This window comes from Algicella marina (genome assembly GCF_009931615.1).
In the GTDB taxonomy this organism is placed as follows: Bacteria; Pseudomonadota; Alphaproteobacteria; order Rhodobacterales; family Rhodobacteraceae; genus Algicella; species Algicella marina.
Genome location: NZ_CP046620.1, coordinates 1,573,115 through 1,598,471, shown reverse-complemented (window position 1 = coordinate 1,598,471; position 25,357 = coordinate 1,573,115). Strand labels below are relative to the sequence as shown.

24 protein-coding genes are annotated in these 25,357 nt (G+C 62.4%); 10 read left to right on the top strand and 14 right to left on the bottom strand.

Features of this window, described 5'->3' with window-relative positions:
- Window positions 1–17: 17 nt before the first annotated feature.
- The 9 genes from GO499_RS07985 to GO499_RS07945 all read right to left on the bottom strand — a co-directional run bounded on the left by GO499_RS07985 (window position 18) and on the right by GO499_RS07945 (window position 9,532).
- On the bottom strand, window positions 18–317 hold the full coding sequence (locus GO499_RS07985) for a DUF2218 domain-containing protein (protein WP_161861707.1): 300 nt from the start codon (window positions 315–317) through the stop codon (window positions 18–20).
- A gap of 32 nt (window positions 318–349) precedes the next feature.
- A complete protein-coding gene (locus tag GO499_RS07980) occupies window positions 350–1,381 on the bottom strand; it encodes a siderophore-interacting protein (protein ID WP_161861706.1) in 1,032 nt (343 codons plus the stop codon).
- A 29-nt stretch (window positions 1,382–1,410) separates the two neighbouring features.
- Window positions 1,411–2,181: an ABC transporter ATP-binding protein gene (locus GO499_RS07975; protein WP_161861705.1), complete on the bottom strand. Its 771-nt coding sequence runs from the start codon at window positions 2,179–2,181 to the stop codon at window positions 1,411–1,413.
- The gene (locus GO499_RS07970) at window positions 2,178–3,155 is read right to left on the bottom strand and encodes a FecCD family ABC transporter permease (RefSeq protein WP_161861704.1); all 978 of its coding nucleotides are present in this window, start codon (window positions 3,153–3,155) and stop codon (window positions 2,178–2,180) included. The genes GO499_RS07975 and GO499_RS07970 overlap by 4 nt, the downstream gene beginning before the upstream one ends.
- Window positions 3,152–4,138, bottom strand: a complete 987-nt coding sequence (locus GO499_RS07965) for a FecCD family ABC transporter permease (protein ID WP_161861703.1) — start codon at window positions 4,136–4,138, stop codon at window positions 3,152–3,154. Before GO499_RS07965 ends, GO499_RS07970 begins: the two co-directional genes overlap by 4 nt.
- Window positions 4,135–5,154: an ABC transporter substrate-binding protein gene (locus GO499_RS07960; protein ID WP_161861702.1), complete on the bottom strand. Its 1,020-nt coding sequence runs from the start codon at window positions 5,152–5,154 to the stop codon at window positions 4,135–4,137. Before GO499_RS07960 ends, GO499_RS07965 begins: the two co-directional genes overlap by 4 nt.
- A gap of 40 nt (window positions 5,155–5,194) precedes the next feature.
- Window positions 5,195–7,300 (bottom strand): TonB-dependent siderophore receptor, encoded by a 2,106-nt coding sequence (locus GO499_RS07955; RefSeq protein ID WP_161861701.1) that lies wholly within the window; start codon window positions 7,298–7,300, stop codon window positions 5,195–5,197.
- A gap of 232 nt (window positions 7,301–7,532) precedes the next feature.
- Complete coding sequence (locus GO499_RS07950) at window positions 7,533–8,153, bottom strand: response regulator (RefSeq protein ID WP_161861700.1); 621 nt, start codon at window positions 8,151–8,153, stop codon at window positions 7,533–7,535.
- Window positions 8,150–9,532, bottom strand: a complete 1,383-nt coding sequence (locus GO499_RS07945; RefSeq protein ID WP_161861699.1) for a histidine kinase — start codon at window positions 9,530–9,532, stop codon at window positions 8,150–8,152. The genes GO499_RS07950 and GO499_RS07945 overlap by 4 nt, the downstream gene beginning before the upstream one ends.
- Window positions 9,533–9,714: 182 nt before the next feature.
- Between GO499_RS07945 and GO499_RS07940 the strand changes: the two genes are divergently transcribed.
- From GO499_RS07940 to GO499_RS07915, 6 genes are all read left to right on the top strand, one after another.
- Window positions 9,715–10,941: an ABC transporter substrate-binding protein gene (locus tag GO499_RS07940; protein WP_431309888.1), complete on the top strand. Its 1,227-nt coding sequence runs from the start codon at window positions 9,715–9,717 to the stop codon at window positions 10,939–10,941.
- An 8-nt stretch (window positions 10,942–10,949) separates the two neighbouring features.
- On the top strand, window positions 10,950–11,918 hold the full coding sequence (locus GO499_RS07935) for a YVTN family beta-propeller repeat protein (protein ID WP_161861698.1): 969 nt from the start codon (window positions 10,950–10,952) through the stop codon (window positions 11,916–11,918).
- A 24-nt stretch (window positions 11,919–11,942) separates the two neighbouring features.
- Complete coding sequence (locus GO499_RS07930) at window positions 11,943–12,386, top strand: cupredoxin domain-containing protein (RefSeq protein WP_161861697.1); 444 nt, start codon at window positions 11,943–11,945, stop codon at window positions 12,384–12,386.
- Between the two features lie 11 nt (window positions 12,387–12,397).
- Window positions 12,398–12,655, top strand: coding sequence for a PepSY domain-containing protein (locus GO499_RS07925; protein WP_161861696.1), 258 nt, complete (start codon window positions 12,398–12,400; stop codon window positions 12,653–12,655).
- Between the two features lie 156 nt (window positions 12,656–12,811).
- Window positions 12,812–13,684 (top strand): helix-turn-helix domain-containing protein, encoded by an 873-nt coding sequence (locus GO499_RS07920; protein WP_161861695.1) that lies wholly within the window; start codon window positions 12,812–12,814, stop codon window positions 13,682–13,684.
- Window positions 13,685–13,794: 110 nt separating this feature from the next.
- Window positions 13,795–15,930: a TonB-dependent siderophore receptor gene (locus GO499_RS07915; protein WP_161861694.1), complete on the top strand. Its 2,136-nt coding sequence runs from the start codon at window positions 13,795–13,797 to the stop codon at window positions 15,928–15,930.
- Window positions 15,931–15,989: 59 nt separating this feature from the next.
- Here the strand turns inward: GO499_RS07915 and GO499_RS07910 are convergent, their stop codons facing one another.
- From GO499_RS07910 to GO499_RS07890, 5 genes are all read right to left on the bottom strand, one after another.
- Entirely contained in the window at window positions 15,990–16,811 is an 822-nt protein-coding gene (locus GO499_RS07910; protein WP_161861693.1) for an amidohydrolase family protein, read from the bottom strand.
- 67 nt (window positions 16,812–16,878) lie between these two features.
- Window positions 16,879–17,826, bottom strand: a complete 948-nt coding sequence (locus tag GO499_RS07905; protein WP_161861692.1) for an ABC transporter substrate-binding protein — start codon at window positions 17,824–17,826, stop codon at window positions 16,879–16,881.
- Window positions 17,827–17,892: 66 nt separating this feature from the next.
- Complete coding sequence (locus GO499_RS07900; RefSeq protein ID WP_161861691.1) at window positions 17,893–18,900, bottom strand: ABC transporter permease; 1,008 nt, start codon at window positions 18,898–18,900, stop codon at window positions 17,893–17,895.
- Window positions 18,897–20,423, bottom strand: coding sequence for a sugar ABC transporter ATP-binding protein (locus tag GO499_RS07895; RefSeq protein ID WP_161861690.1), 1,527 nt, complete (start codon window positions 20,421–20,423; stop codon window positions 18,897–18,899). The genes GO499_RS07900 and GO499_RS07895 overlap by 4 nt, the downstream gene beginning before the upstream one ends.
- Window positions 20,424–20,454: 31 nt before the next feature.
- On the bottom strand, window positions 20,455–21,978 hold the full coding sequence (locus tag GO499_RS07890) for a UxaA family hydrolase (RefSeq protein WP_161861689.1): 1,524 nt from the start codon (window positions 21,976–21,978) through the stop codon (window positions 20,455–20,457).
- Window positions 21,979–22,116: 138 nt separating this feature from the next.
- Between GO499_RS07890 and GO499_RS07885 the strand changes: the two genes are divergently transcribed.
- The 4 genes from GO499_RS07885 to GO499_RS07870 are packed head-to-tail and all read left to right on the top strand — an operon-like array spanning window position 22,117 to window position 25,357.
- Window positions 22,117–22,848, top strand: coding sequence for a GntR family transcriptional regulator (locus GO499_RS07885; RefSeq protein ID WP_161861688.1), 732 nt, complete (start codon window positions 22,117–22,119; stop codon window positions 22,846–22,848).
- A 10-nt stretch (window positions 22,849–22,858) separates the two neighbouring features.
- Complete coding sequence (locus GO499_RS07880) at window positions 22,859–23,884, top strand: aldo/keto reductase (RefSeq protein ID WP_161861687.1); 1,026 nt, start codon at window positions 22,859–22,861, stop codon at window positions 23,882–23,884.
- Complete coding sequence (locus tag GO499_RS07875) at window positions 23,874–24,305, top strand: RbsD/FucU family protein (protein ID WP_161861686.1); 432 nt, start codon at window positions 23,874–23,876, stop codon at window positions 24,303–24,305. Before GO499_RS07880 ends, GO499_RS07875 begins: the two co-directional genes overlap by 11 nt.
- Window positions 24,302–25,357 carry a Gfo/Idh/MocA family protein gene (locus tag GO499_RS07870; protein ID WP_161861685.1) on the top strand — a complete coding sequence of 352 codons (1,056 nt, stop codon included), beginning with the start codon at window positions 24,302–24,304 and terminating at the stop codon, window positions 25,355–25,357. Before GO499_RS07875 ends, GO499_RS07870 begins: the two co-directional genes overlap by 4 nt.

Here is a 25,357-nt window from a genome sequence, read left to right as displayed (position 1 = left end):
GCGTCGATCAAATCTTATCAGCCTTTTCGCCAATCCATCGTCTTGAAGGCCTCGCGGAAGGCAAAGCGTTCCATGTGGCTGTCGATGACATAGCGGGCGCGTTGCAGGCCCTCGGCGTCCGCCGCTGTTATTTCCACCATCAGTTCGGTTTCGGTCGCTGTCAGCGTAGCTGGCCCTGACGGCAGGGCGGCGGTGCCGCTTGTCTCATCCCAGGTGACTTCGACCTTGTGCGCGAAGTGTTTGCACAGTTGCTGAATATACTTGCCGGCATTGGCCGTCGGAAAGGTTCCGAGTTCGCGGAGCTTTGCGGTCGGCATCTGTGTCACTCCCTTCTGACCCGGGCATTATTTCATGCGCTCCAGTAGCTGGCCAGATAGCATTGCGCCCGGTCGAGTTTCAGCTTGTCGCGGAAATGCGCCTTGGCTTCGCGGATCAGGCTCTGTTCTGCGGCGACCCATACGAAGACGCCTTCCGAAGAGGTGGAAACCGGGTGAGAGAACAAGCGCTCTTGCAGGCTATCCTCGCCGCGAATGCACCAGTGGATATCAATGCCTGCCGGGGCTTTGAGCGGGCAGGCGTCGCACGGATTGCCGATCTCGATATAGACGGTGCCACGGCGGGACGCGTCCGAATTTTCGAGGATGCGGCGGATCGCGGGCAGGGCGGTTTCGTCGCCGGCCATGATCAGCGTGTCGCCGGGGGGGAAATCGCCGCCGCCGGGGCCCATGATGCCCACGGTCTCTCCGCAGGTGGCAGAGCGGGCCCATGTGGTGGTACGTCCGCCCTCGTGCACGAAGACATCGAAGGTAAAACAATTGCTGGCAGCATCGAGACTGACGAAGGTGTAGGCGGCGCGATGGATTGCATCTCGCCCCTCGGGCCAAATGGTGCGTCCCTTGTCATTGATCTCCGGCCAGTGGGCCGCTCGTTCGGCGGGTGGCAGAAGCAGCGAGAAGTGCATCGGTCCGCTGGCAAGGGCGACAAGGTTCTCGCATTGCAGTTCCACCCGCAGGAAGCTGGCGCCATGCGGCGCGACGGATCTGACCTGCGCAAGCTGAAAGTTCGGCGGCCGGCGGGACGTAAGCTCCGCCCCCTGCCATGCCATCTGGCCAGTGCTCTCCGGGAAAACGTGGTCCAGCAAATGGCAAACGCTTTCGCGCATCTGGTAGAGCCCGATCTCATCCGCGGCTGAAATTTTTACGTCGATGGCGCTGTCGCCGAGGCGCAGATCCACCGAGGTAGTGCCGAAGGTGACATGCAGACCGCCCGCAACCTGCTGCACCGGGACGCCGAACTCGACGATATGTTCTTCGAGGTGGGCCAGAAGGCCGTCGGGCAACGGCCCTTGGTAACTGGCCTGAGAGATGACGGACGCAGGCATGATCGTCTCCTTGCCGGCTGGCTGAAGGGTCATAGCGGGAAAACCATTGGGTTGGCGGTGACCGGGTCTGGCAGCACCTCGGCCCGGAGGCCGAAGGCGGTGTGCAGATTGGCCTTTGTCAGAACCTCCGCTGGGGGTCCGCTGGCTACCAGTCCGGCCGGGCCGAGCAGGACGAGCTTATCGTTGAACCGGGCAGCAAGGTTGAGATCATGAAGCACGCTGATCACCGTGGTGCCCGTTTCCACGTTGCGCTTGCGCAGGAGGGTGAGGACATCGATCTGGTGGACGAGGTCGAGGAAGGTCGTCGGCTCATCGAGCAGCAGCATCGGCGTTGTCTGCGCAAGGACGAGGGCCAGCCATGTGCGCTGCCGCTGGCCGCCCGAGAGTTCCCCGAGATCACGATCTGCAAGTTCGGTCATGCCGACGGCGGCGAGCGCATCGGCGCAGGCCTCCGCGTCTGTCCTGCTCCACGGGCTGAGAAAACCGCGCCATGGGATCCGGCCTCTGCGAACGAGATCGCCAACCGTGATGCCTTCGGGCGCCAGCGGCGATTGCGGCAGGATGGCCATGCGGCGTGCCAGGAGGCGGGTGTTGGAGCGGTGGATATCGTTTTCGTCGAGAAGGATGCGACCGGCCTGCGGGCGGATCAGTCGTGCCAGCGCCCGCAGCAGGGTGGATTTTCCGCAGCCGTTGGGCCCTAGGATCGCCGTCATCCGGCCTTCCGGCAACGCGAGGTCGAGACCATTGATGACCTGGCGGCTGCCGTATCCCAGCGAGAGAGCTTCCGCTGTCAGGCTCATAGTGTTCCTTTCTCCATTTCCCGCGACAGGCGCCACAGAAGATACGGTGCGCCGAGGATGCCGGTCATGACGCCGGCGGGCAGGACGATGCCGGGCAGGGCGGTCCGTGCCGCGAGATCGGCGAGGGTCAGCACCAGCGCGCCGGTGCCCGCCGCGGCGAGCATGCGGCTGGTATGCGTGCGGGCACCGGTAATCCGGATGCCGAGCGGGCCGGCCATGAGTGCAACAAATGGAACCGGTCCGGCGACCGCGACACCGGTGGCTGCGAGCAGGACGCCGGTGACGGCGAGCAGCCAGAGTACGGTTTCGGTGCGCAGGCCGAGGCCGGAGGCGAGATCGTTGCCGAGTTCCAGCCCGGCGAGGTTGCGAGCCTGGGCAATGGCCAGCAGCACCAGCAGGAGGCCGGGCCACCAGACCTGGGCGACATGGCCCCAGTCGCGCGCGGCAAGCGAACCGGTGAGCCAGCGCTGTGCCTCGGCGGCTTCGCTGTGGGGAAGGACCGTCATGACGAAGGTGGAAAAGGCGGAACTGAAAAAGCCGACGCCGAGCCCCACGAGGATGAGCGTCAGCGGCGGGGTCTCGTGGCCGCGGCGGATGGCGAGCAGCGCGACCAGCAGGGCGGCGGCGATGCCGCCCGCCGCGGAGACAAGTGGCATCGGCACATTCAGATGGAAAGTGATGGCGGCGACGATTGCGAGGCCGGCACCGGGCGTAAAGCCGAGAATGTCTGGTGATGCGAGCGGGTTGCGAAACAACGTCTGAAAGATGAAGCCGGAGAGGCCGAGGACGCCCCCCGCGCCGATCGCGGTGGCGACGCGCGGGCCGCGGATGGTGTCGAGCATCAGTGCGCCCGGGCCTTCGCCTGTCACCAGCCCTTCCCAGAGGAGCGGCAGCCCAATCGAGGCCTGCCCGGACATCAGCGCGGTAACGGTGGCGACGAGCAAAAGCAGTGGTAAGAGGAGCGCGGCTCTCATGTCGTGGCACCGGGACGGATGCGACGGGCGAGCCAGAGGAAGACCGGGCCTCCGAGCAGCGCCGTCATGACACCCGCGCGGATCTCAGACGGCGCGAGTAGTAGCCGCCCGAGCGTGTCGGCTCCGAGCAGAATGGTGGCGCCAAGCAGCGCGGCGGCGACAAGTTCGGCCCGCATCCTGTGGCCGACGAGCAGGCGGGCAAGCGGTGGCACCATCAGCCCGAGAAAAGCGAGTGGGCCTGCGACGGCAACGGCGGCGCCGGTTGTCATGGTGACGATCAGCAGGGCGGCGGCCTGTACCCGGCCCGGACGGGTGCCGAGGCCGCGCGACATTTCCTTGCCGTGGGAAAGGGCCTCGATCTGCGGGGCAACGGCCAGTGCCAGCAGCCCGCCGGCGCAGGCGACCATTGCCATTTCCAGCAGCGGGCGGGTGGTGGCCTGCGTCAGAGAGCCGGCAACCCAGAAGCGGAAGACATCGAGCGAGTCCTGCCGGACCAGAACGATGCCGGTGACGAGCGAGAGCAGAAGGGCGTTCAGCGCCGCGCCTGCCAGTGTCAGCCGCACCGGCCCCACATCACCGCGCAGGCCACCGCCAAGCGCGAAGACGGCCGCGGAGGCGAGGGCGGCACCGGGGAAGGCCAGGGTGGCAACGATCGCCTCGTCCGCGCGCCCGAGGATTGTGGTGCCCAGGAGAAGGAAGAACGCCGCCCCGGCATTGACACCGAGGATGCCGGGATCGGCCAACGGGTTGCGGGTGATTGCCTGCATGACCGTACCCGCGACACCGAGCGCCGCCCCGGCAATGAGCCCGGCGGCAAGACGGGGCAGGCGGATGCTGGCAAGGGTGACATGGGCAGGATCGGTGGGATCGTAGGTATTTAGGACATCGAAGTAGACAGCGGGCGCAATCTGGCGAAACCCCACCGTGAGCGAAATTATCATCATCGCGAGACAGGCGCAGGCTATCCAGAGCAGACGGCTCACGGTAGCAGTCCGGCCTTCTGCGAGGATGGCACGATTGTTGCCGGATCACCGTCGAGAGCCAGCGCGATCGGTTCCTCCAATTCCGCCAGCGCAAAGGGCAGCGACAGGATGGTACCGAACGAGAGGGCGCCGGATATGAGTTGGTCGGCAAAGACCTCGCGGCCCTCGACATGCGCGTCGAGGGTGCGCCGCATGGCGAGCGCGGCGATGTCCGGTGCGGTCTCAAGGGATGAGATCCAGACGAGAAGGTCGGCGTCGATAGGCGAGAGATCCTCGGGAGAGAGTGTGGTGTAGAAACCGTCGATGGTGGGCAGTTCCAGCAGTTTCCGGGTCGGCACGAATCCGAGTTCGGCGAGGAACCGGGCGCGGGTGTCCTCGGCTGCAAACGCGCCCGTCTGGCCGCTGGCGTGCCATGCGGCGGCGGCGGTCTTTCCGGACCAGTCGGGGTGGCGAGCCTTGATGTCGCTGAACGCTGCTTCCAGACCCTGTATCAGCTGTTCGGCGCGGTCCGGCCGCCCGAGCGCGCGCCCGATCATCCGGGTTTCGGCCTGCCATGGACTGCCAAAGGTGGTGTATTGGGGCTCCTGCATCAGGACCGGGGCGATCTGCGAGAGCAGGGCGTACTCGGCTTCCGAAATGCCGGAACCGGCGGCGACGATCACATCGGGTGCGAGGCCGGCGATAATTTCCATGGAAACCTCGCCGCGCATCAGCACGGGTTCACCGTCGCCGAGTGCATCCTGTGCCCACGGCCAGACCCCGTGCGGATAGTCGCCGTACCAGTAGCGCAGACCCACTGGCACGGTGCCGAGAGCCAGCACGGTATCGTGGGTGTTGTAACCGATGGAGGCGACACGCTCCGCCGGTTTGGCCAGCACTGATTCACCGTAAGCGTGGGTGAAGCGAAGCTCGGTTCCCGCAGCGAACACTGCCGGCGCTGCCAGCGTGGCGGCTGCGCCGGCGATAAACTGCCGCCTGCTGGCCGTGGCGCCTGATCTGGAAAACTCGGACGTCATTTGCTTCCCTTCTTCACGGGTGGCTCGAAAGCGACGGTGCTCACCAGTCGTAGCGCAGCGTCGCCGTCAGCTTGCGACCGTCGCCATAATAGTCGGTGCCGAAATAGGAGGAGGTGCGGTACTCGGTGTCGAACAGGTTGGTGACGTTGAGACCCAGGCCCACGCTTTCCGTCATCTGATAGTTGAATGCGGCATCGACCAGCGTGTAGCCGTCAACTTCCACAGTGTTGGCATCGTCGCCGTAGGTAGCGCCGACATACCGGACCCCGGCGCCGAAGGTCATGTCGCCACGGCGGTTGTCGCCCGGCAGCGTGTAATCGGCCCAGATGGAACCGATGTGCTGAGGCACGCGGGAAGGACGGTTGCCCTCGTTGCCGACGATGCCGTCCTCGAGGATTTCGGCGTCCCAGTAGGAATAGGCGGCGGTGACGTTCAGGTTGCTGGACAGCGCGAACTTGCCTTCCAGTTCCAGCCCGCGGACACCGACCTTGCCGATCTGGCGCTGGACCACCGGCGTGACGTACGTATTGACGTTGGTCTGGGTCAGGTCGAACAGCGCGGCGCTGAAAAGGGCATTCATGCTTTCAGGGCGGTACTTTACACCGATCTCGTACTGGGTGCCCTCCTTCGGATCCTCCGCCAGTGCCCAGATGTTCGGTTCGAACGACTCCGAGTAATTGGCGTAGACGGACAGGCCGGGTGTTACCTTGTAGGTGAGGCCGGCGCGGACCGTGAACGATGTGTAATCCCGCGTCTCCTCCGTTCCCGTCGCCGGGTAGCCGACCGTCACGTCCACGTAGTCGTAACGGCCGCCAACGGTGGCTATGAACCGGTCGGCAATGGTCAATTCTTCCTGAAGATAGACGGATTGCGTGGATTGTTCCGGCACCCAGTCGACGTATGGACCGAGGGTGACGCAGGCCCGTCCGCAATAGGTCGGATCGGTAATGTCGATTCCGGGAGCGCTGCCGAAGAGTGCCTCTTCCTCTACCTTGATCCAGGTGTACTCCGCGCCGATCAGCGTGCGGCTGTCGAACATTCCGAAACTGGTGTCGTACTGCAGCTGGTTGTCGATGGCGAACTGGCGGGCATCGCTGTAGACCGCAAAGGCCGAACGCGGTGCAGTCGGATCGGTGGATGCGCCGTAGACCTGCTCGTAGGTCAGGTCAAGATCGCTGTATCGGGCGGTAGAGCGGAAGGTCAGGCCATTGGCGAAGCTATGGCTGAACTTGTAGCCGAGACTGTATTCTTCCGTGTCGAACGCATTGAAATCCGGTTCGCCAAAGAAGCTGTCGATGTCCACGTCCACGCCGGTAGGGAAGCCGGTGCCCGGTACGCCATCGCGTTTGTTGTAGTCGGCGAGAATAGTGAGTTCGGTCGCGTCGCTGGGCCGCCAGGAAAGACCGCCGGCGACGAAGACGCGATCGTCATCGGAACTGTCGTAGGAATACGCACTGTCCTGCACCTTCGCCGTCAGTCGGTAGCTGAGATTGCTGCTGTCACCGATGGGGCCGCCGAAATCCGTGCCGATTTCGGCATGGTCCTCGCCAACGGAGGTGTAGACCTCACCGAAGCTGAGGGACTTTGGCGTTTTTGAAACTCCGTTGACGAGACCGCCGGGCGCGTTGAGGCCGAAGAGGGACGAATTCGACCCCTTCAGAACCTCCACACGCTCGAAACCATAGGGTTCGCGACGAGAGAACGTCCAGCCGAAGCCGCGGACGGGAAGACCGTCGCGGTATGTGCCCATGGAAAGCTGGTCGAAGCCGCGAATGCGGAAATAGTCATATCGGTCGTCGGCGCCGAATTCGTCGACATGGACACCGGCGGTGTAGGCGAGAATTTCCTGAAGGTTGCTGGCCTTGCGTGTCTCGATTTCCTTTTCCGTCACTACCGATACGGACGCCGGAGTGTCGAGCACATCGGTGCTTGTCTTGCTGCTGGACGTGACGGAGCCTGCGAGGATGGAGTTGGCATCATCATCCGCGCCTTCGACCCGCAGCGTTCCGAGATCATAGTCATTTTCCTGGGCGACGCCTGAGGTTGGGGCAACCAGCGCGGTGCACGCCAGCAGCGTCAGCAGCAAACGACGTGGATTGAGCGGGGCGGGGGCACAGGTGTTTGCACGCAACAGGACAGGATTCATACCAGCATTCCATCTTTGGGACGATTGTCGCGGCTGGCTGGCACCCGGTTCCACCGATCGTGGAAAATGGGGAGTGGCTGACTTCGAATCTATTCCCGAGTCTATTAGTCAGTTAAAGGCCGATTGAAAACCCTGGTCGTGAGGAACCTGACTCGAGGGGAAACGAAAGCAAAAATTGCCATATTGCTAGGCAGTTGCGACGTGTCACGCCGCGTGCCCGGTGGCAATACGTTCAGGCGCCCACACTGATGGCGTAACGGATAAGCTCCGGCGTCGTGCGGACACCCAGTTTCTTTTTGAGGCTGGATGAGGCATTGGCCGCTGTTTTGTAGCTGATGCGCAAGTCGTCGGCGATGCCCTGCAGATCTTTGCCCTTGCCGATAAGCACCAGCACCTGATGTTCGCGCGAGGTCAGCGAGGAGAGAGGGTCCGCCCTGCCACCGGTCTGGGTGGTGGCGACGGCAAGGGCAGTGGCATGGGAAAGATAGATCTCGCCCTGTTCCAGTGCGCTGACGGCGGCGAGGAAATCATCGGGGCCGGAGTTCTTCGTCAGGTAGCCGGCAGCGCCACCGGCGAGTGCCTTGGAAACGAAAGCAGTCTGTTCGTTCATTGAGAAAATCAGGATACGGGCGTTTGGTGCGCGGCGCAGCAGTGGTTCCAGCAGGTTGAGGCCGCCGAGCCCGGGCATGCCGAGATCAAGGACGATGAGGTCCGGATCATGGGCCTCGGCCGCCGTCAGCGCCTCCTTGTCAGTCAGCGCCTTCAGCACCGGATCGTAGCCCGCCTCGCGCAGCAGCTGGCCGCAGCCGATATGGGTTACGGGATGGTCGTCGACCACAAGGGCGGATTTCATGTCACTGCTCTCATCGGTGGCGATGCGATTGCAACGGTGCCGATCGGTAAGGCCACGACGAGGCGCGTGCCGCCGATATCAGTGCTGCCGATGCTCAACTGGCCGCCGATCGCACCGATCCTGTCGCGCATCGCTGTCAGGCCCCGGCCTTCGCTGCTTGTATGCTCAATGCCGATGCCGTCATCCTCCATGCTCAGCCGCAACATCGCGGTGGTTCCCGTTGCGACGTGTTCGACCTTTGCCTCGACCCGTTGCGGGTTGCCGTGGCGCAAGGCGTTGGTAGCGGCTTCCTGAAAGAACCGGTAGACGGTCAGATCGAAAATTTCCTGCGTTTCGGGCAGATCCTCTGGCAGGTGGACCCGCCAGTCGACCCGGGGATGCGTGGTACGGAAGGCGTCGAACAGGTCGCGCAGCGCGTCGGCCAACGGCAACTGGCCGATGGCCATGGGGCGCAGGGTCGTCAGCAGGCGGGTGTTGGAGGCCTGGATCTGGCTGACGATGGACATTATCGCATCAGCGTCCTCCGTCAGGCCGGCGTCGCCGCGGGTGCGGGCGGCGCGAGCGATGGAGGAAGACTTGACCTTCAGGCCGAAGAGGCAAGGGCCGAATTCATCATGCAGTTCCATGGCAATGTTGCGCCTCTCGGCGTCCCCGAGTTCGACGATGCGGCGGCTAAGGGTGGCACGCTCCTGCTCTGCCGCCTGTAGACTTCGCGAGAGTCCGTCGAAACCGTCGAAGATCGGCAGGAGGTCCGCGCCTTCACGGCCGCTGATCCGGGCCGAAAAATCACCCTGCCGCAACTGATCCATAGCCGTACGCAACCGTTGCAGCGGGCTGAGGGCATGAGCGACGAGCAGGGCGAGCAGGACGGCGGAGATGAGGGCAGCGAGTGCAAAGATCCAGAACAGGCTGGCTACATCCTGCCAGACTTCGGCAATTTCGTCTTCCGGCGAAGTTGTCATCGCCACATATCCGTACTCGGTGCCGTCGGCACGTACCGGGATGCGGGTTTCACGGAGGGCGGGCATCACGAGGTTGCGAAACCACTCCGGCACCATCGTATCGTTGACGTCATCACCGATCTCGCGAACGCTGAGTACACCGTCGCGGGCGCTGACGAGTGCCAGTTGCACGTGGCGCGGTTGTACGAGGATGTCGGCGAGCCGGACCATGACCTCGCCCGGCGGTGCGTCCTGCAGGGCGGAGCCGAGAGTGGCGAGGATCAGCGCGCGGGCGCTGCGTTCCCCGGCTGCGACCTCCACCCGCACGGCGTCGCGAGCGTTCGACACCAAGATGGTGGCACAGACCGCGAGAGCCGCGAGTTGCACAAGGCCGATGCACAGAACGACCTGCCATTTGAGTGTGATCCGCCTGAACACTGTCGCGCCTTTCCCTTGTCGCGCGATCGTAACCCCACGTTCGCCCGCCGTCGATTGCTTCGCACAGATTTGGGAACAATTGGCAATCGTCCTGCCGTATCTTCCCGGTCCCTTTTGGGAGGCACGCCCAGCCATCTGCGTGCTAGCTCTTTACGGGAAGGACGCATGAGGGGGATTTCAACGTGCCGAAAAGGCTTCGGATCGTTACTGGCAAGAGCTGCCTGTTTGCAGCAAGGGCACTATTGCTGTCGATCCTCACAAGCTTTCTTGTGCATCTCCCCGCCAACGCGTTGGAAATCAAGGCAGCCGTCCTCCGGGTCGACTACCCCTCGCTCCTTCCCCTTTCCCGCCTCGATCTGCCTACCGACGATCTTGGCTTTGCCGGCGCGTCTCTGGCGACGGAAGACAACTCCACCACCGGACAGTTCATGGGCCATCTCTATGTGACGGAGATGGTCCCTGTTTCGCCCGATGCTATGGTCGACCGCTTCGAGGCACTGTTGGCCGATGGGGTGCGTCTGTTCGTGGTGATGGCCGAGAGCGACGATCTGCTGGCGCTCGCGGATGCAGCACCCGACGACGCGCTGATACTGAATGCACTTGCGGAGGACAGCAACCTGCGGTCCGAGGCGTGCCGCGCAAACGTTCTGCATGTTGCACCGAGCGCCGGCATGAGGGCCGATGCTGTCGCCCAGTTTCTCGTCTGGAAAAAATGGACGGACTGGTTCCTGATCGGTGGTTCCAACCCGGATGATCTGGCACTTGCGCAGGCCTATGCCGCGGCCGCCGACAAGTTCGGGGCGCGGCTGGTCGAGGAACGAATTTTCGAGGATACAGGCGGATCCCGTGTTTCGGACTCGGGTCATGTCCTGGTGCAGCGGCAGATGCCGACCTTTACCCAAGGTGCTTCTGATCACGATGTCGTTGTGGCCGCCGATGCCAGCGACGTGTTCGCCGAGTATCTGCCCTATCACCTGTGGGATGCCGCGCCGGTAGCAGGCTCCGCCGGGCTGCGGCCCGTGACGTGGTCCGCCACGCATGAAAGCTGGGGAGCGACACAGATCCAGCGCCGGTTCGAGGCTCTCGCGTCCCGGCCGATGCGCGACGAGGACTATCAGGTGTGGCTGGCGCTGCGGGTGGTGGGCGAGGCGGTGACGCGGATTGGTACGGCCGAACCGTCCGCCCTGCGGGATTACCTGCTTGGTCCCGATTTCGAAATCGCCGCCTTCAAGGGCGTACCGCTGACGTTCCGCGACTGGAATGGCCAGTTGCGCCAGCCAATTCTGCTCTCGAACGGTCGAATGACGGTGAGCGTCTCGCCGCAGGAGGGGTTCCTGCACCAGTCGTCAGTGCTCGATACGCTGGGCCTCGACCGCCCGGAGTCCGCATGTACCGCTTTCAGTCAATGAGGTTACCCATGAAGTTCACCGCACTTGCCCTTTGTCTTACGGCGCTGGCCATGCCGGCACAGGCAAACAAGATATTCGTTTCCAACGAGCGCGGGAACACGGTGACCGTGGTCGACAGTGACACATGGGAGCCGATCACCGAGTTTCCGGCCGGAAACCGGCCGCGAGGTATCACCATGAGCCCGGATGGCAAGCTGCTCTATGTCTGCGCCTCCGATGATGATCTGGTGAGGGTGTTTGACACAGAGACCTTTGAAGAGCTTTACACATTACCTTCCGGCCCTGACCCGGAATTGTTCGTGCTTCATCCGTCGGGCAACCCTCTCTACATTGCCAACGAGGATGATAACCTCGTCACGGTCGTCGACACCGAGAGCCATACCGTGCTTGCCGAGGTGCCCGTCGGGGTGGAGCCGGAGGGTATGGGAATAAGCCCGGACACCAGATGGGTGGTCAACACCTCCGAGACCACGAACATGGCGCATTTCATCGACACATCGGACTACGCCATCAAGCACAACATCCTCGTCGATCAGCGGCCGCGTTACGCGCAGTTCACCGCCGACGGCAGCAAGCTGTTTGTGACGTCGGAGATCGGGGGCACCGTGTCGGTGATCGACATGACCGGGGAAGCGCCGGAACTGGTGCACAAGATCGGGTTCGAGGTGGCGGGTTTGCAGCCGGAATGGTTGCAGCCGGTGGGCGCAAAGGTGACTTCCGATGGCAAGACCCTGTTCGTGGCGCTGGGCCCGGCCAACCGCGTGGCGGCCGTGGATGTCGAGACGTTCGAGATTAAGGAGTACATTCTCGTCGGCCAGCGCGTCTGGCAACTCGACTTCACGCCCGATGAGAAATACCTTATCACCACGAACGGCAACTCCAACGACATTACCGTCATCGACGTGGAGACTCTGGAGGCCGTGAGATCCATACAGGTCGGCCAGCAACCGTGGGGTGTGGTCGTCGCACCTGAATGAAGAAAGACAGGGAAGGAATTGGAAATGAAGCGTGTTTTTGCCGCAGCGTGCGCGGCTCTGTTTGCCGGTCCAGTGATTGCGGCGCCGTTGTGCGATGATCTCGGCTTCGCCGGGCTGCTGGCCTCCTGCAACCGGGGTGAGCCGATCGAACTGACACTTGCCTCCGGTCAGGCGCTCTCGGAAGAGGGCACCTACATGCTGCAGTCAGGGGCCTACTACAAGCTGTTCATCACAGCCGACGGCTCCGCCGAACTGGCGCTAAATGGTCCCGATTTCTTCCGTGCGATCTGGATGAATGAAATCGTCATCAACCAGATCGAAATCCGGCCGATGGCAATCGACAGTCTGGAATTCGATGCGGCCGGCACCGCAGAACTCTCATTCGTGGCGATCAAGCCGGGTAGTCACGTGCTACGCATTCCCGGTTCGACAGGTGACGCGCAGAAGGTCACCTTCAATATCCAGTAGGAGGAAACAGGATGAAATTCACAGTAGCCGCGGTCGTGATGATGGCCTTTGCCGCGCCGGCTTTTGCCGATGCGCATGAGGACATCGACGACGAAACGGTCGGCAAGATCATGGCCATGCTGGAAGAAATGAAATGCCAGATGGATCCCGATGACATCGAGGTCGAGGACGAGGGTTACGAACTCGACGACGTGATCTGCGAAGGCGGCAACCAGTTCGACATCGAGTTGGACGCCGAACTCAACGAAGTCGGCCGCCGCGCCGAATAGCCCGATCAGCATCCCCGGCAGAGAAGGGCGGATCCCGGCGATCCGCCCTTTTTTGATGCCGTTGGTCGCCCGTTGCTGGCTTGACAGCCGGGCCGGGCGGCATAGAAGGGAACTGAGCCAGGACGACTCCGAGCCACGACAGAACCGGAGAGTCCCATGTCCTTCCACCCAAAGATGTTCGCCTGCATTCACGGTTTAGAGCCACTCAGCGGCGTGCGCAGCCTGGCTCTGCCGGAAATGCTGCTGGATGTATGGAACGTACGCGGCGCGCCGGGGGCGGGCGGGCGCTATGTGTCGATGCACCCGCGTTTCGTCTTTCTGTTCGCGGGCCGCAACATGTTGCTGCACAGGCGCGGGGAGGTGGCGGATGGCCCCTGTGCCGCCTGCTACATTCCCGCCGGTCTGGACCTTCAGGGGAACGTCACGGCGGCGGGACAGCTACGGCATCTTGATCTGCATCTGTCGCTGGAGCGTCTGCGCCGGATCGTCCCCCGGTGTGTGCCGTTGGACTTGCCCGTTTTCCTGCCGGACCTCAGCGGTTTTGATGCGATTGCCGAAGTTCTGGCTCAGGAGTGCGAGGATCCGCAACGTTCCGCCGCGCATGTCGAGGCATTGGCGGACGCACTGCTGCTGGAGGTCTTTCACAGGGCGCAGCGGGACGCTCCACGGCAAGCCGGGGCGAGCCTGCCAATGGATTCCCTGCGGGCTTTCGTTCTGGCCAACCTTGAACAACGGATCAGCGTGGAGACACTGGCGGCGCGCGCTGGTCTCTCGCGCACCGTTTTCAATCGCACATTCCGTGAGGAAACCGGCCAGTCACCCTATCAGTGGGTTTTGCAGCTGAGGATCGAGCGCTCAAAGGCCCTGATGGCCGAGGGTCATTCCTTCGCGACGGTTGCAGCCAATACCGGTTTCGCCGATCAGGCGCATTTCACAAGGGCCTTCAAGGCCGCCGCCGGTGTGCCGCCGGGGGTTTGGACAAAGGGCCCGCGGCGGATGCCAAGCGGGCCGATTCTTCAAGACAGATAAAGCCGATTAAATTAATCGGATTTTCAGTTTCGGTTCGGCGCCTCCCCCGGTGTCGCACCTTGTACCTGTTAGCCGGGCTCGCTGCTCCGGCCTCATCGATCTGGAGACCCATGATGCGCGTAAGTCCTGCCCGCCGGGCAATTCTGAACTTTTCCGTTGGCCCGCTTCTGCTGCTTTCGGCTTCCACGGCAGCGCTGGCCCAAGAGGGGGATCAGTTCGTGGACCTCGGAACGTTTGTCCTGCGAAATCAGGAGGACGCGACCGGCCCGGTGGGGGATGACAACAATCCACCGACCGTAACCGGCTCCAAGATCCCCTTGCAGATCAGCGAGATCCCGCAATCCGTCTCCGTTCTCGGACGGGAGGACATTGACCGTTTCGATGCCAACCGTGTCAGCGAGGCGCTGCGCTACACCGCCGGTGTCACCGCCGATGTCTACGGTGATGACAACGATTATGACTGGCTGCGCGTACGCGGATTTCAGGCCGACCAGACGGGTGTGTATCTCGACAATGCCCAGAACCTCGCATTCGCCTTCGGTTCCTTCTACATCGACCCGTTCACGCTGGAGCGGATCGAAGTGTTGCGCGGCCCGTCTTCGGCGCTCTATGGCGGCTCCAATCCCGGCGGTATCGTCAACTATGTGTCCAAGCGCCCCGGCGGCCGAATCCGTGAGTTCACGCTCGGGGTAAGCGACGCCATCGGTGGATGGGCGGAGTTTGACGTAGGTGACGATCTTGCGGGCGGACGCTCTTACCGAGTGGTGGGGCGTATCGAGGGTGGCGACAAGTATGACGATTTCAACAGCGGCTTGCGCGGCACGCTCGCACCATCTTTCCGGCTGGAGACGGATGGCGGCACCGAAATCACTCTGCTTGCCAACATCCATGTCGCCGACGAACAGCACAACGGCAGCACATTTCTGCCTTACGAGGGCACGGTGGTGCCGACCGAGGAGTTTGGTTTCATCGATCCCGATGCCAACTTCTCCGATCCTGACTGGGATAGCTACGCTCGGGAACAGGCGTCATTCACGGCCATTGTCGAGCATGGTTTCGAGAACGGTTTCACCCTGACAGGCATTGGCCGGGTCGGGATCGCCAGTGTCGAGGAAAGCTACTGGTATCCGTTCGGCTATGCCGGGTATTCCCCGACGCCGACCGATGCCGACGGCACGCTGGCGATGCTGGCGTTCGAACATGATACGCTGGCGCGCACGGCCCAGACCGATATCCGCTATTATGGAACGGTGGAGACCGGACCCGTCAGCCACGACCTGCTCTTCGGTCTCGACGCCCGCTACTACTGGCTCGACGAGACACAGGCAGTAGGCTTTGGCTCGAACTCCGTCGTCGATCCCACACCTCCGGGAACACCGGTGCTGGGCGCGCCCTATCAGGACGCGGTGACGACGCAGCAGCAAGTGGGCCTCTACTTCCAGAATCAGATGCGCTACGGCGGTTGGCTCGGGACGTTCAATCTGCGGCATGATTTCGTGGATACAGAGCAGGATGGGGCCGCCGGCTTCTCGCGTCATGACAGCGAGACATCTTATCGTGTGGCGCTGGCCTATGAACTGGCCAATGGTTTCACACCCTATGTCGCATACTCCAGCTTCTTTGATCCGATCATCGCCTCCCCCGCCAACGGTGTGACGGAGCCGGAGCAGGGCGATCAGATCGAGGTAGGTTTCAAATGGGCGCCCGAGGGCGGCAACTTCAGCCTGGCGGCGGCGGCGTTCGAAATCCATCGCGAAAATGTCGTCACCGGCGTGTTCCCGTCCTATGACCAGTTGGGCGAGGTGCGATCGCGCGGGGTGGAGATCGAAGGCAAGTACGCTTTCGGAAACGGTTTGCAGGTCGGGGCTGCGGCGACCTTCCTCGACGCAGAGGTGACCGAGGACAGTGACCCCACCCTGATTGGCACTACTCCGACACTGATACCGGAGACCGACCTTTCACTTTATGCCGCGTATGACTTCGGCGGCCGCCTCGACGGCCTGACGCTGGGGGCGGGGGTGCGCCATCTCGGAGAAAGCTTCGCCACGGCAAGCAATACGCTGAAAGTGGACAGTTCGACCATCGTCGACATGTTCGCGAGTTACGAGTTCGCCAACGGCTGGGAGGGCAACCTTTCAGTGACTAACGTGGCAGATGAGCGCTACGTGACCGGCTGCGAAACGGAATTCGTCTGTTCCTACGGCTCGGGACGGGAATTCAGCCTGTCGCTGACGTCGCGTTTCTGAAATGTCTTGATCACTTGAGCGGACCGAGCGGCGATGGCCAATCGGTCCGTCACAGCTTTCTAAAGGCGATAGGCCCGGATGGCATTGCCCCCGAAGATCGCCGCCGCCTGTTCCGGTGTGCCGCCAATCATCTCCTCGGCGAGGTCATGCCAGGCGCCATAGCCCACTGCGAGTGTCGCCACCGGCCAATCACTGCCCCAGATCAGGCGGTCGGGGCCGAACAGATCCAGCAGGGTTTCGACGTAGGGACGCAACGCTTGTGGTTGCCAGCCATCACCAGCCTCGGTCGCGAGGCCGGAAAGCTTGCAGAAGGCTGATGTTTTGGCAGCCAACGCGGCCATATCAGCGGCCCAGTCGACGATCTCACCGGTGGCGATCTCCGGCTTTGCACCGTGGTCGATGACGGTGCGTAGGTCGGGGTGACGGGCCAGCAACCGCGACAGCCGGGTCAGGTGCCGGGGCAGCACGAGGGCATCGAAGGTCAGATCGTGGTCGATCATCGCCCGATAGGCGGGGGTGAGGTCGGGGCGCAGCATCCAGTCATCGTCGGCGATGTCCTGGATCATCGGCCGCAACCCGACGATCAGCGGATCGGCGGCGAGCCGGGCAATGGTTTCCGCGACATCTGCCGCTTCGAAATTCACCCAGCCAACCACGCCTTTGACGAAGGGTGTCTGGCGGGCGAGGTCCAGCATGTATTCCGTCTCGGCGGTTGTTGGCGCGGCTTGAACAAGAATGGTGCCGTCGATCCCGGACCCAGCCATCAGGGGCGCAAGGTCCTCGGGGCCGAAATCGCGATAAAGTGGCGCCAGCTCGGGCGTCAGCCAGCCATAGTCGCCGCGCGCCGGTTGCCAGAAATGCTGATGGGCGTCGATCCGCATGGTGTGGGGGCCTGCCGGAATAAGTGAAGGGAACGGGCGGGAGACAATGCCTCCCGCCCGAGCAGTATCAATCGTAGAGGACGGCCTGGATCTCCGGCGCGTCGATGTTGGATTTGTCGTACCAGTAGAAGCCGGTGTCGATTACGTCCGGCAGATCCTCGCCATTGATCGCCTTGATCGCTGCCTTGACGGTTTCATAACCGATGCCCACCGGGTTCTGGGTGATGGCGCCGGCCATGACACCATTCATGATCGCGTCCTTCTGGGCCTTGCCGCTGTCGTAACCGATGACGACCAGACCTTCGGTGCCAAGTTCCTGCACGGCGTTGACGACACCGATGGCGGAACCCTCGTTTGTGCCGAACATGCCCTTGAGGTCCGGGTTGGCGACGAGGATAGCCTTGGCGACCTCTGTGGATTGCAGGTGGTCACCCTGGCCGTACTGGACGGACACGACCTCGATGTCGGGATACTCGCTTTCGATCCGTTTGAGGAAGCCGTCCCGGCGATCAATGCCGGTACGAGATGTCTGGTCATGGGCTACGACTGCCACCTTGCCCGCGCCACCGATCAGTTCCGCCATCTTGTCGGCGGCCAGTGCAGCCGCGGCCAGGTTGTCTGTGGTCGCGGTGGTCACGGGAATGTCGCTGTCGACGCCGGAGTCAAAGGCGACGACCGGGATGCCGGCTTCCTGTGCCTGGCGCAAAAACGGAATCGCGGCCTGGCTGTCGAGCGCCGCGAAGCCGATGGCTTTCGGGTTGTTGGCCAGTGCTGCAGACAGCATGTCGATTTGCCGGTCAACCATTGTCTCGTTGTCTGGCCCTTCGAAGGTTATGCGCACGCCTTCCTCGTCGGCGGCTTTCTCGGCGCCGGCCTGCACGGCCTGCCAGAACTGGTGCTGGAAGCCCTTGGAGACAAGCGGGATGTAGATTTCATCCTGTGCGAAGGCCGGAAGCGGCCCGGCAAGCAGGCTGGTGGCCGCAAGGGCGACGAACAGGTTACGACGTGACAACATGTGATTTCCTCCTCTGTTGTTATTCATGACGGGCTTCATTGTCCCGGCAATCGTTTGCGGCGGGCCTCAGGCGGCCTTCCGTTTGCGCAGCATGTCGAAGTAGACGGCGAGAATGATGATCGCACCGGTCACGACTGTCTGCCATTCCTGCGCCACGGACATGACACGCAGGCCGTTGATGAGCACCGCCATGATCAGTGCACCGATGAGCGAACCGAGAATGGTGCCGCGGCCGCCGGAGAGCGAGGTGCCGCCGATGACAACGGCGGCGATGGCCTCCAGCTCGTAGCCGAGGCCAAGCGCTGGTTGTGCTGAATTGAGACGTGACGAGATCAGCAATCCGGCGATGCCGACGATGCCGCCGGCCAGTGCATAGATCGCCATCTTCCAGCGATCGGTATTGACACCGGAAAGACGTACTGCCTCCTCGTTCGAGCCCAGAGCGAAAGTGTACCGGCCGAGAACCGTGCGGTTGAGGATGTAGGACACGAAGGCGGCGACGACGAACAGGATCAGCACGCCGTTCGGGATGGGAGCAAAGGGAAATATCTCGCCGATCAGCGACCCGCGGGAGATCAGTGTGTAGCCGGGTGTATCATTGAAATAGATCGGGCGTGTTCCGGAAATTACGAGGCTGAGTCCCTTGAGGATCAGCATCATGCCTAAGGTGGCGATGAAAGGTGGAATTTTCATCTTGGCGACGAAGGTGCCCGAACAGAGGCCGCAAAGCGCTCCGGCACCGATTGCGGCGACGATGCCGAGTGGCAGGGGCATTCCGGCATAGGTTAGGACGACGCCCGAGATGACAGCGCAGAAGGTCATCATCGTGCCGACCGACAGGTCGATGCCGCCGGTTATGATCACCAGCGTCACCGCCACCGCCAGCACACCGTTGACACTGGCCGCCTGCAGAATGGCGATCATGTTGGTCATCTGCATGAAGTTCGGCGAGGCCAGCGAGAAACCGATCAGCAGTACGATCAACGAGGCGAAGGCCAGCAACCGCTGCGGCGCGCCGCCGGCCAGACGCCGAAACATTCCCTGCGGTGGCGCCTCGGTAGATGTCGATGTCATTGTGGTCCTCCCTCCGGCTGCATGACCGGTTCCCGCCGTGTCGCGAGTTCCATTATCTGTTCTTGCGTCGTGTCGCTGCCGCCGGGCAGGATGCCGGTGAGGCGGCCCTCGCACATCACGGCAATGCGGTGACTCAGACGCATGACTTCCGGCAATTCCGACGAAATGACGATAATTGCCTTGCCCTCTGCCGCCAGTTGCTCCAGCAGGCGATAGATTTCCGACTTGGCTCCGACGTCGATGCCACGTGTCGGCTCATCGAAGATCAGGATATCGCAGTTCCGCTCCAGCCATTTGGCAATCACAACCTTCTGCTGGTTGCCGCCGGACAGCAGGCCGACCGGCTGGGTGTCGGAGGGCGTGCGGATGCCCAGCTGGCGGATGTGGCGGTCGGCAGTGACCTTCATTGCCTTCTCGTCCAGCACGCCGGCCCGTGAGGAATAGCGCTGCATGCTGGCCATGGCGATGTTGGCGCGGACGCTCATGTTGAGGGCCAGACCGAAATGCTTGCGATCTTCCGACAGGTAACCGATGCCGGCCTCCACCGCATCATGTGGCGCACGGATGTCAAGCTCGCGGCCATGCACGGTGATGGAACCGGCATCGCGCGGGTCAGCGCCAAAGATGATGCGGGCAACCTCGGTGCGACCGGCGCCCATCAGTCCTGCAAAACCCAGAATTTCCCCCTGACGCAGATCGAAACTGACATCGTGGATGTCACGGCCACGGCTCAGGCCCTCGACCTTTAGCGCTACTTCGGCGGTGGAAGTGTCGGGCACCTCCAGCCGTGTCTCGCTGACTTCGCGGCCAACCATCAGGGCGATTATGTGCGACAGCGGCGTGTCGGCGGCATCCAGCGTGTCGATCCACGCACCATCGCGCATGACGGTCACCCGGTCGGCAATGCGCTTTATTTCGTCCATCTTGTGGCTGATGTAGATCACGCCGACGCCATCAGCCTTGAGTTTGGCGATCACCTCGAACAATTCGGCAATCTCGGCATCGTTCAGGGCCGCTGTCGGCTCATCCATGATCAGCACGCGTGGCTGGTAGCTCAACGCCTTGGCAATCTCGATCAATTGTTGGCGCGCAATCGTTTGGCTGCCGACATGGGCGCGCGGGTCGATCTTCAGGTTCATGCCGGCGAAGATTTCCGCCGTGCGTTTATTCAGTTCCGGTTCGTCCAGCCTTCCGAAACTGCGGCGCGGCTCCCGCCCGATGAAGACGTTCTGGGCTGCCGTCAGATCATTCATCAGGCTCAGTTCCTGATGGATGATGCCGATGCCGCAATCCTGCGCTTCGCGCGGAGACGTGGGCGGATGGCTTGCGCCGGCGATCTTCACCTCACCGGCATCGCGCGAATAGACGCCAGACAGAATCTTCATCAGCGTCGACTTGCCGGCTCCGTTCTCGCCCATAAGCGCATGCACTTCGCCGGCCTTTAGGTCGAAGCGCACATTCTTCAGGGCATGCACACCTGGGAACCGCTTCTCGATTCCGCTCATTTCAACCAGTGTCGTCATTGGTGCGGGCCCTCCCAAACCCGAGGCGATCCTACATCACCGCCCCGATTTGCCAGGGAACAAACTCGACGCCGCCGAAGCCGAGCTGTTCGCTCTTGGTCTTTTCGCCGCTGGCGACGCGTATGAAGAGGTCGAAGAGTTGTCGCCCCTTTTCTTCGATACTGATGCCTTCGGTGATGATGTCGCCGCAGTTCAGATCCATGTCGTCTTCAAGCCGCGCATACATCTCCGAATTGGTGGCGATCTTGATACCTGGCGTCGGCATGTAGCCTGAAACGGAGCCTCGCCCGGTGGTGAAGGCTATCAGGTTGGCCCCGCTGGCGATCTGGCCGGTGACGGAGCATGGATCGAAGCCCGGGCTGTCCATGAACACGAAACCCTGCTTGTCGATCTTCTCGCCGAACAGGTACACCTCCGTCAGCGGTGCGGCACCGGATTTGGCGACGGCGCCCAGCGATTTTTCAAGTATGGTCGTCAGCCCGCCGCGCTTGTTGCCGGGGGAGGGGTTGTTGTCCATTTCCCCGCCGTTGCGGGCCGTGTAATCTTCCCACCAGTGGACGCGGTCGATCAGCTTCTGCCCGACTTCGGCCGAAACGGCGCGACGTGTCAGCAGATGTTCGGCCCCATATATCTCAGAGGTTTCGGACAGGATCGTCGTGCCGCCGTGGCGCACCAAAAGATCCGAGGCCGCGCCGAGGGCGGGGTTGGCTGTGATGCCCGAATAGCCATCGGAGCCGCCGCACTGCATACCGACGGTAATGTGCGAGATCGGGGCAGGGGTGCGTTCCACCTGATTGGCGATCTCGGCGATGCCACGCAATTCCTCCAGCCCCTTGGCGATTGTGGCGCGGGTGCCGCCTTCCGTCTGGATGGTCATGTAACGCAGTGCGCCGTCTGCCCGGATCGGGCGGCCGTCAACGAGGGCGGAAATCTGCATCACTTCGCAGCCAAGGCCGATCAGGAGAATGCCGCCGAAGTTCGGATGCCCGGCATAGCCCGCCAATGTGCGAAACAGCGTTGCGTAGCCTTCGTCCTTGCCGGACATGCCGCAGCCCGTTCCGTGGGTGATCGGCACGATACCGTCGACGTTGGGAAAAGCGTCGAGCAGGCCGTTCTTCGTTGCAGCTTCCGCAATGAACTTGGCGACGGAACCGGAACAGTTCACCGAAGTGAGGATGCCGATATAGTTGCGGGTGCCGACGCGACCGTCGGCACGATGGTAGCCATCAAAGGTAAGCGTAGCATCGGCTACCGGCAGCGCCCGTGCTTCTGCTCCGAATGCGTAATCCTGCTCGTGCGCGCCCATGCCGAGATTCTGCACATGCACATGTTCACCGGCGGCAATATTCTTCGTCGCCTGGCCAATGATCTGGCCGTAGCGCCGGACGTTCTCGCCTTTTGCGATATCCGTGGAAGCGATCTTGTGGCCGCGCACGATCGACTGGACCAACGGCACCTCGAGTCCGGGTACGCTTGCGCCCGCTTCCAGATCGGCAAGTGCCACGATGATGTTGTCCGCTGGGTGCAGCCGGATCGCGTCCGCGACCTTTGTCATTTCTTTCCTCCGCCGGTGTCGATTCGAGCACCTGTTTTGAAGAACCGTAGAAAGCTTTGGGTGTACCTGTCAACTAACATGTTAGTTGACAATAGCCTATCGCACGGTAGTCTCGGCAACCAGTCTGGGGCGGAAAAAATGACAGAGATCATTGCCGATGAACACGACGAGTTGGAAGGACTTCCAGCTCTTGATGAGATGTCAGGCCCGCTTTCGCAGCGGGTCTATCTGCTGTTGCGCTCAGCGATCCTTGATCTGACATTTCCGCCCGGCAGGGTATTGCGGAAGGGAACCTTGTGCGATCGTCTCGGCGTGTCGCGCTCACCTGTCTCCGATGCGATAACCCGGCTGGCAACAGAAGGGTTGCTCGATGTCATTCCGCAATCCGCCACCCGCGTCCGTCGCCTCTCGCTCGTCGATCTGAGGGAGGAAAGTTTCCTGCGGGAAGCGATCGAAACCGCAGCCGTGCGTAAGGTCGCGGAAGAGCGGGAGGAAGCGGCGCTGGAACAACTGTCGCGGAATTTCCGGCTGCAATGCCTGCTGGTGGAAGACGGCGATTTCCGTGGTTTTTTCGAGGCCGACGAAGCCTTCCATACACTGATCCTGGGATTCACCGGCTATCGGAAGCTTGCATCCGCACTGAGCCAGATGAGCCTCAACATTCGTCGTGCGCGGCTGCTGCTGCTGCCCGAGGCAAATCGGCCGGCCGAAACGGTGGAGGAGCATGATGCAATTCTCGCTGCGATCCGTGACCGCGATCCCGACGCAGCCGCGCAAGCGATGCGTTTCCACCTCGGGCAATTGATTTCCCGGATCGAACCACTGGAAAAACGACACCCGGATTACTTCCGGCGCGGTCAGAGCTTGTAAGGAATCGCCCATGAACGAAGTTGCGACGGTAGCGCTATCGCTCCGCTCCGGTCTGAAGCTCTCGCCTCTGGGCTTTGGTACCGCGCCATTGGGCAACCTTTACGCGCCGCTCAGCGAGGACAGCGCTGCAGCAACCGTTCGGGCAGCTCTCGATGCCGGCATAACCTATGTCGATACCGCGCCTTTCTATGGCCTTGGTCTCGCGGAGGACCGTCTGGGGCGCATATTGCCAGACGATGTGACGGTATCCACCAAGGTCGGAAGGCTGCTGGAAGACTGCAGTCCCGAAGAGGCGACCCCCGAAATGTTCGTGGACGTGCCGTCGCGCAAGGTGGTCTTCGACTACAGCTACGATGGTGTCATGCGCAGTTTCGAGTCCAGTGTCTCGCGGTTGGGGCGAACTCCGGAAATTCTGCTGATCCACGATATCGATCCGGGAACGCACGGGCAGGAGGTGAGCGACGCGCATATGAATTCACTGCTGAGGGGCGGCGGGTACCGTGCACTGGAGGAGCTGCGCACCAGTGGCAGCATCCGTGCCATCGGTGCCGGCGTCAACGCATGGGAAATATGTGAGCGCTTGCTGGGCGAGGGCGATTTTGACTGTTTCCTGCTGGCCGGGCGGTACACACTGCTGGAGCAGGAGGCGCAGGCGACGTTCCTGCCACTCTGCGCGGCCCGGGATGTCGGCATCATCATCGGCGGTCCCTACAACTCCGGCATACTTGCCACCGGGCCGGTTTCAGGTGCGCGTTACGATTACGAGCCGGCACCGCCGGAAATTCTTGCGCGGGTCGCCGACATCGAGCGTGTCTGCAAGGCGCATGACGTAACGCTGATCGCTGCGGCCCTGCATTTTGTGCTGGCGCATCCCGTTGTCCGCGCCGTTATTCCCGGTGCTGCGGCACCGGAAGAGGTGGCAGCGAACGCCCGCCTGTATGCCACGAAAGTTCCACCGGCGCTTTGGCACGACCTACGGGCCGAGGGCCTGATCCGGGCCGATGTACCTCTACCAGGAGATGACCATGCTGCGTGATATCCCCCCGATCCTTTCTCCTGACCTGCTGTGGTCTTTGGCTGCAATGGGGCATGGCGACACCGTCGTAATCGCCGATGCCAATTTTCCGGCAGAGGGTCTAGGCCCCCGGTGTCACCGTCTGGATGGTGTTTCGGCAACCGATGCATTGCGCGCGGTGCTCAAGCTGCTGCCGCTCGATACCTTTGTCGAGGAACCTGCCTTCACGATGCAGGTCGTCGGCGATCCGCAGGCCGTGCCGGAGATTGTGGCCGAGTTTCAGCAAATTGTGAATGCCACTGCGGATGCACCAGCCAAACTCGGTTCCTGTGAGCGCTTCGCTTTCTACGAGGCGGCAAGGCAGGCATTCGCAGTCGTCCAGACCGGGGAATTCCGGCTCTACGGCAACATCATCCTGACCAAAGGGGTGATCGGAGGATGAGTGACGGAATCGAGGGCCCGGGAAAGCCGCTGGCCCGGATTGCGGTGATCGGTCTCGGCATGGCGACGAAACCGCACCTTGAGGCGCTGCATCAGTTGCGAGGCCGGGTGGATGTTTCCGGCATCTACAACCGCACACCGGACCGCGCCAAGGTAGTGCGCGAAAGATATGGTTTTAATGTTTTCGACAGCCTGCAGTCGGTTGCTGCAGATCCCGGCACCGATTGCGTGCTGATTGCCACGCCACCAGATGCGCGGCAAGAGATTGTCTGCCTGATGGCCGATGCGGGCAAGCACATCCTGATGGAGAAACCGGTGGAGCGGACGCTGACCGACGCGGCTCGGCTGGTGGCACTGTGCGAAGACCGGGGCGTGAAGACGGGCGTCGTCTTCCAACACCGAATGCGGACGGCCGCGCGACGTCTGCGGCAGATCATGGATGAAGGCGCACTCGGCGAGTTGGCGCTGGCGCGGGCGGAAATTCCCTGGTGGCGCGATCAGGCCTATTATGACGAACCGGGGCGGGGCACGCTGGCCCGCGACGGTGGTGGCGTATTGCTAACGCAGGCTATCCACGTTCTCGACCTGTTGCTGAGCCTGACCGGGCCTGCGGCCAGTGTGCAGGCCCTGACGGCGACAACACGATTGCACCGAATGGAGGCGGAGGACTTCGCCAGCGCCGGCGTGCGGTTCTCCGGCGGTGCCGTCGGCTCGATCATGGCCACGACGGCAACATGGCCGGGTACGACAGAGAGGATTATCCTCGACTGTTCGGAGGCATCTGCGGTTTTGGAAGGCAATACCCTCCGGATAGACTGGCGCGATGGCCGCAGCGAGAAATTTGGGCAGGCAGCCACCACAGGCGGCGGTGCCGATCCGATGGCCTTCGCGTGTGACTGGCATCGCGATCTCATCGAGGACTTCGCCATCGCCGTTGCCGGTGGAGGTATGCCGATCGTCTCCGGACGGGAAGCGCTTCGGGTACAGGCGCTGATCGACGCAATAACGGTATCGGGCGAGACGCGAACGGAAGTGGCGGTTCAGGACGTCTGA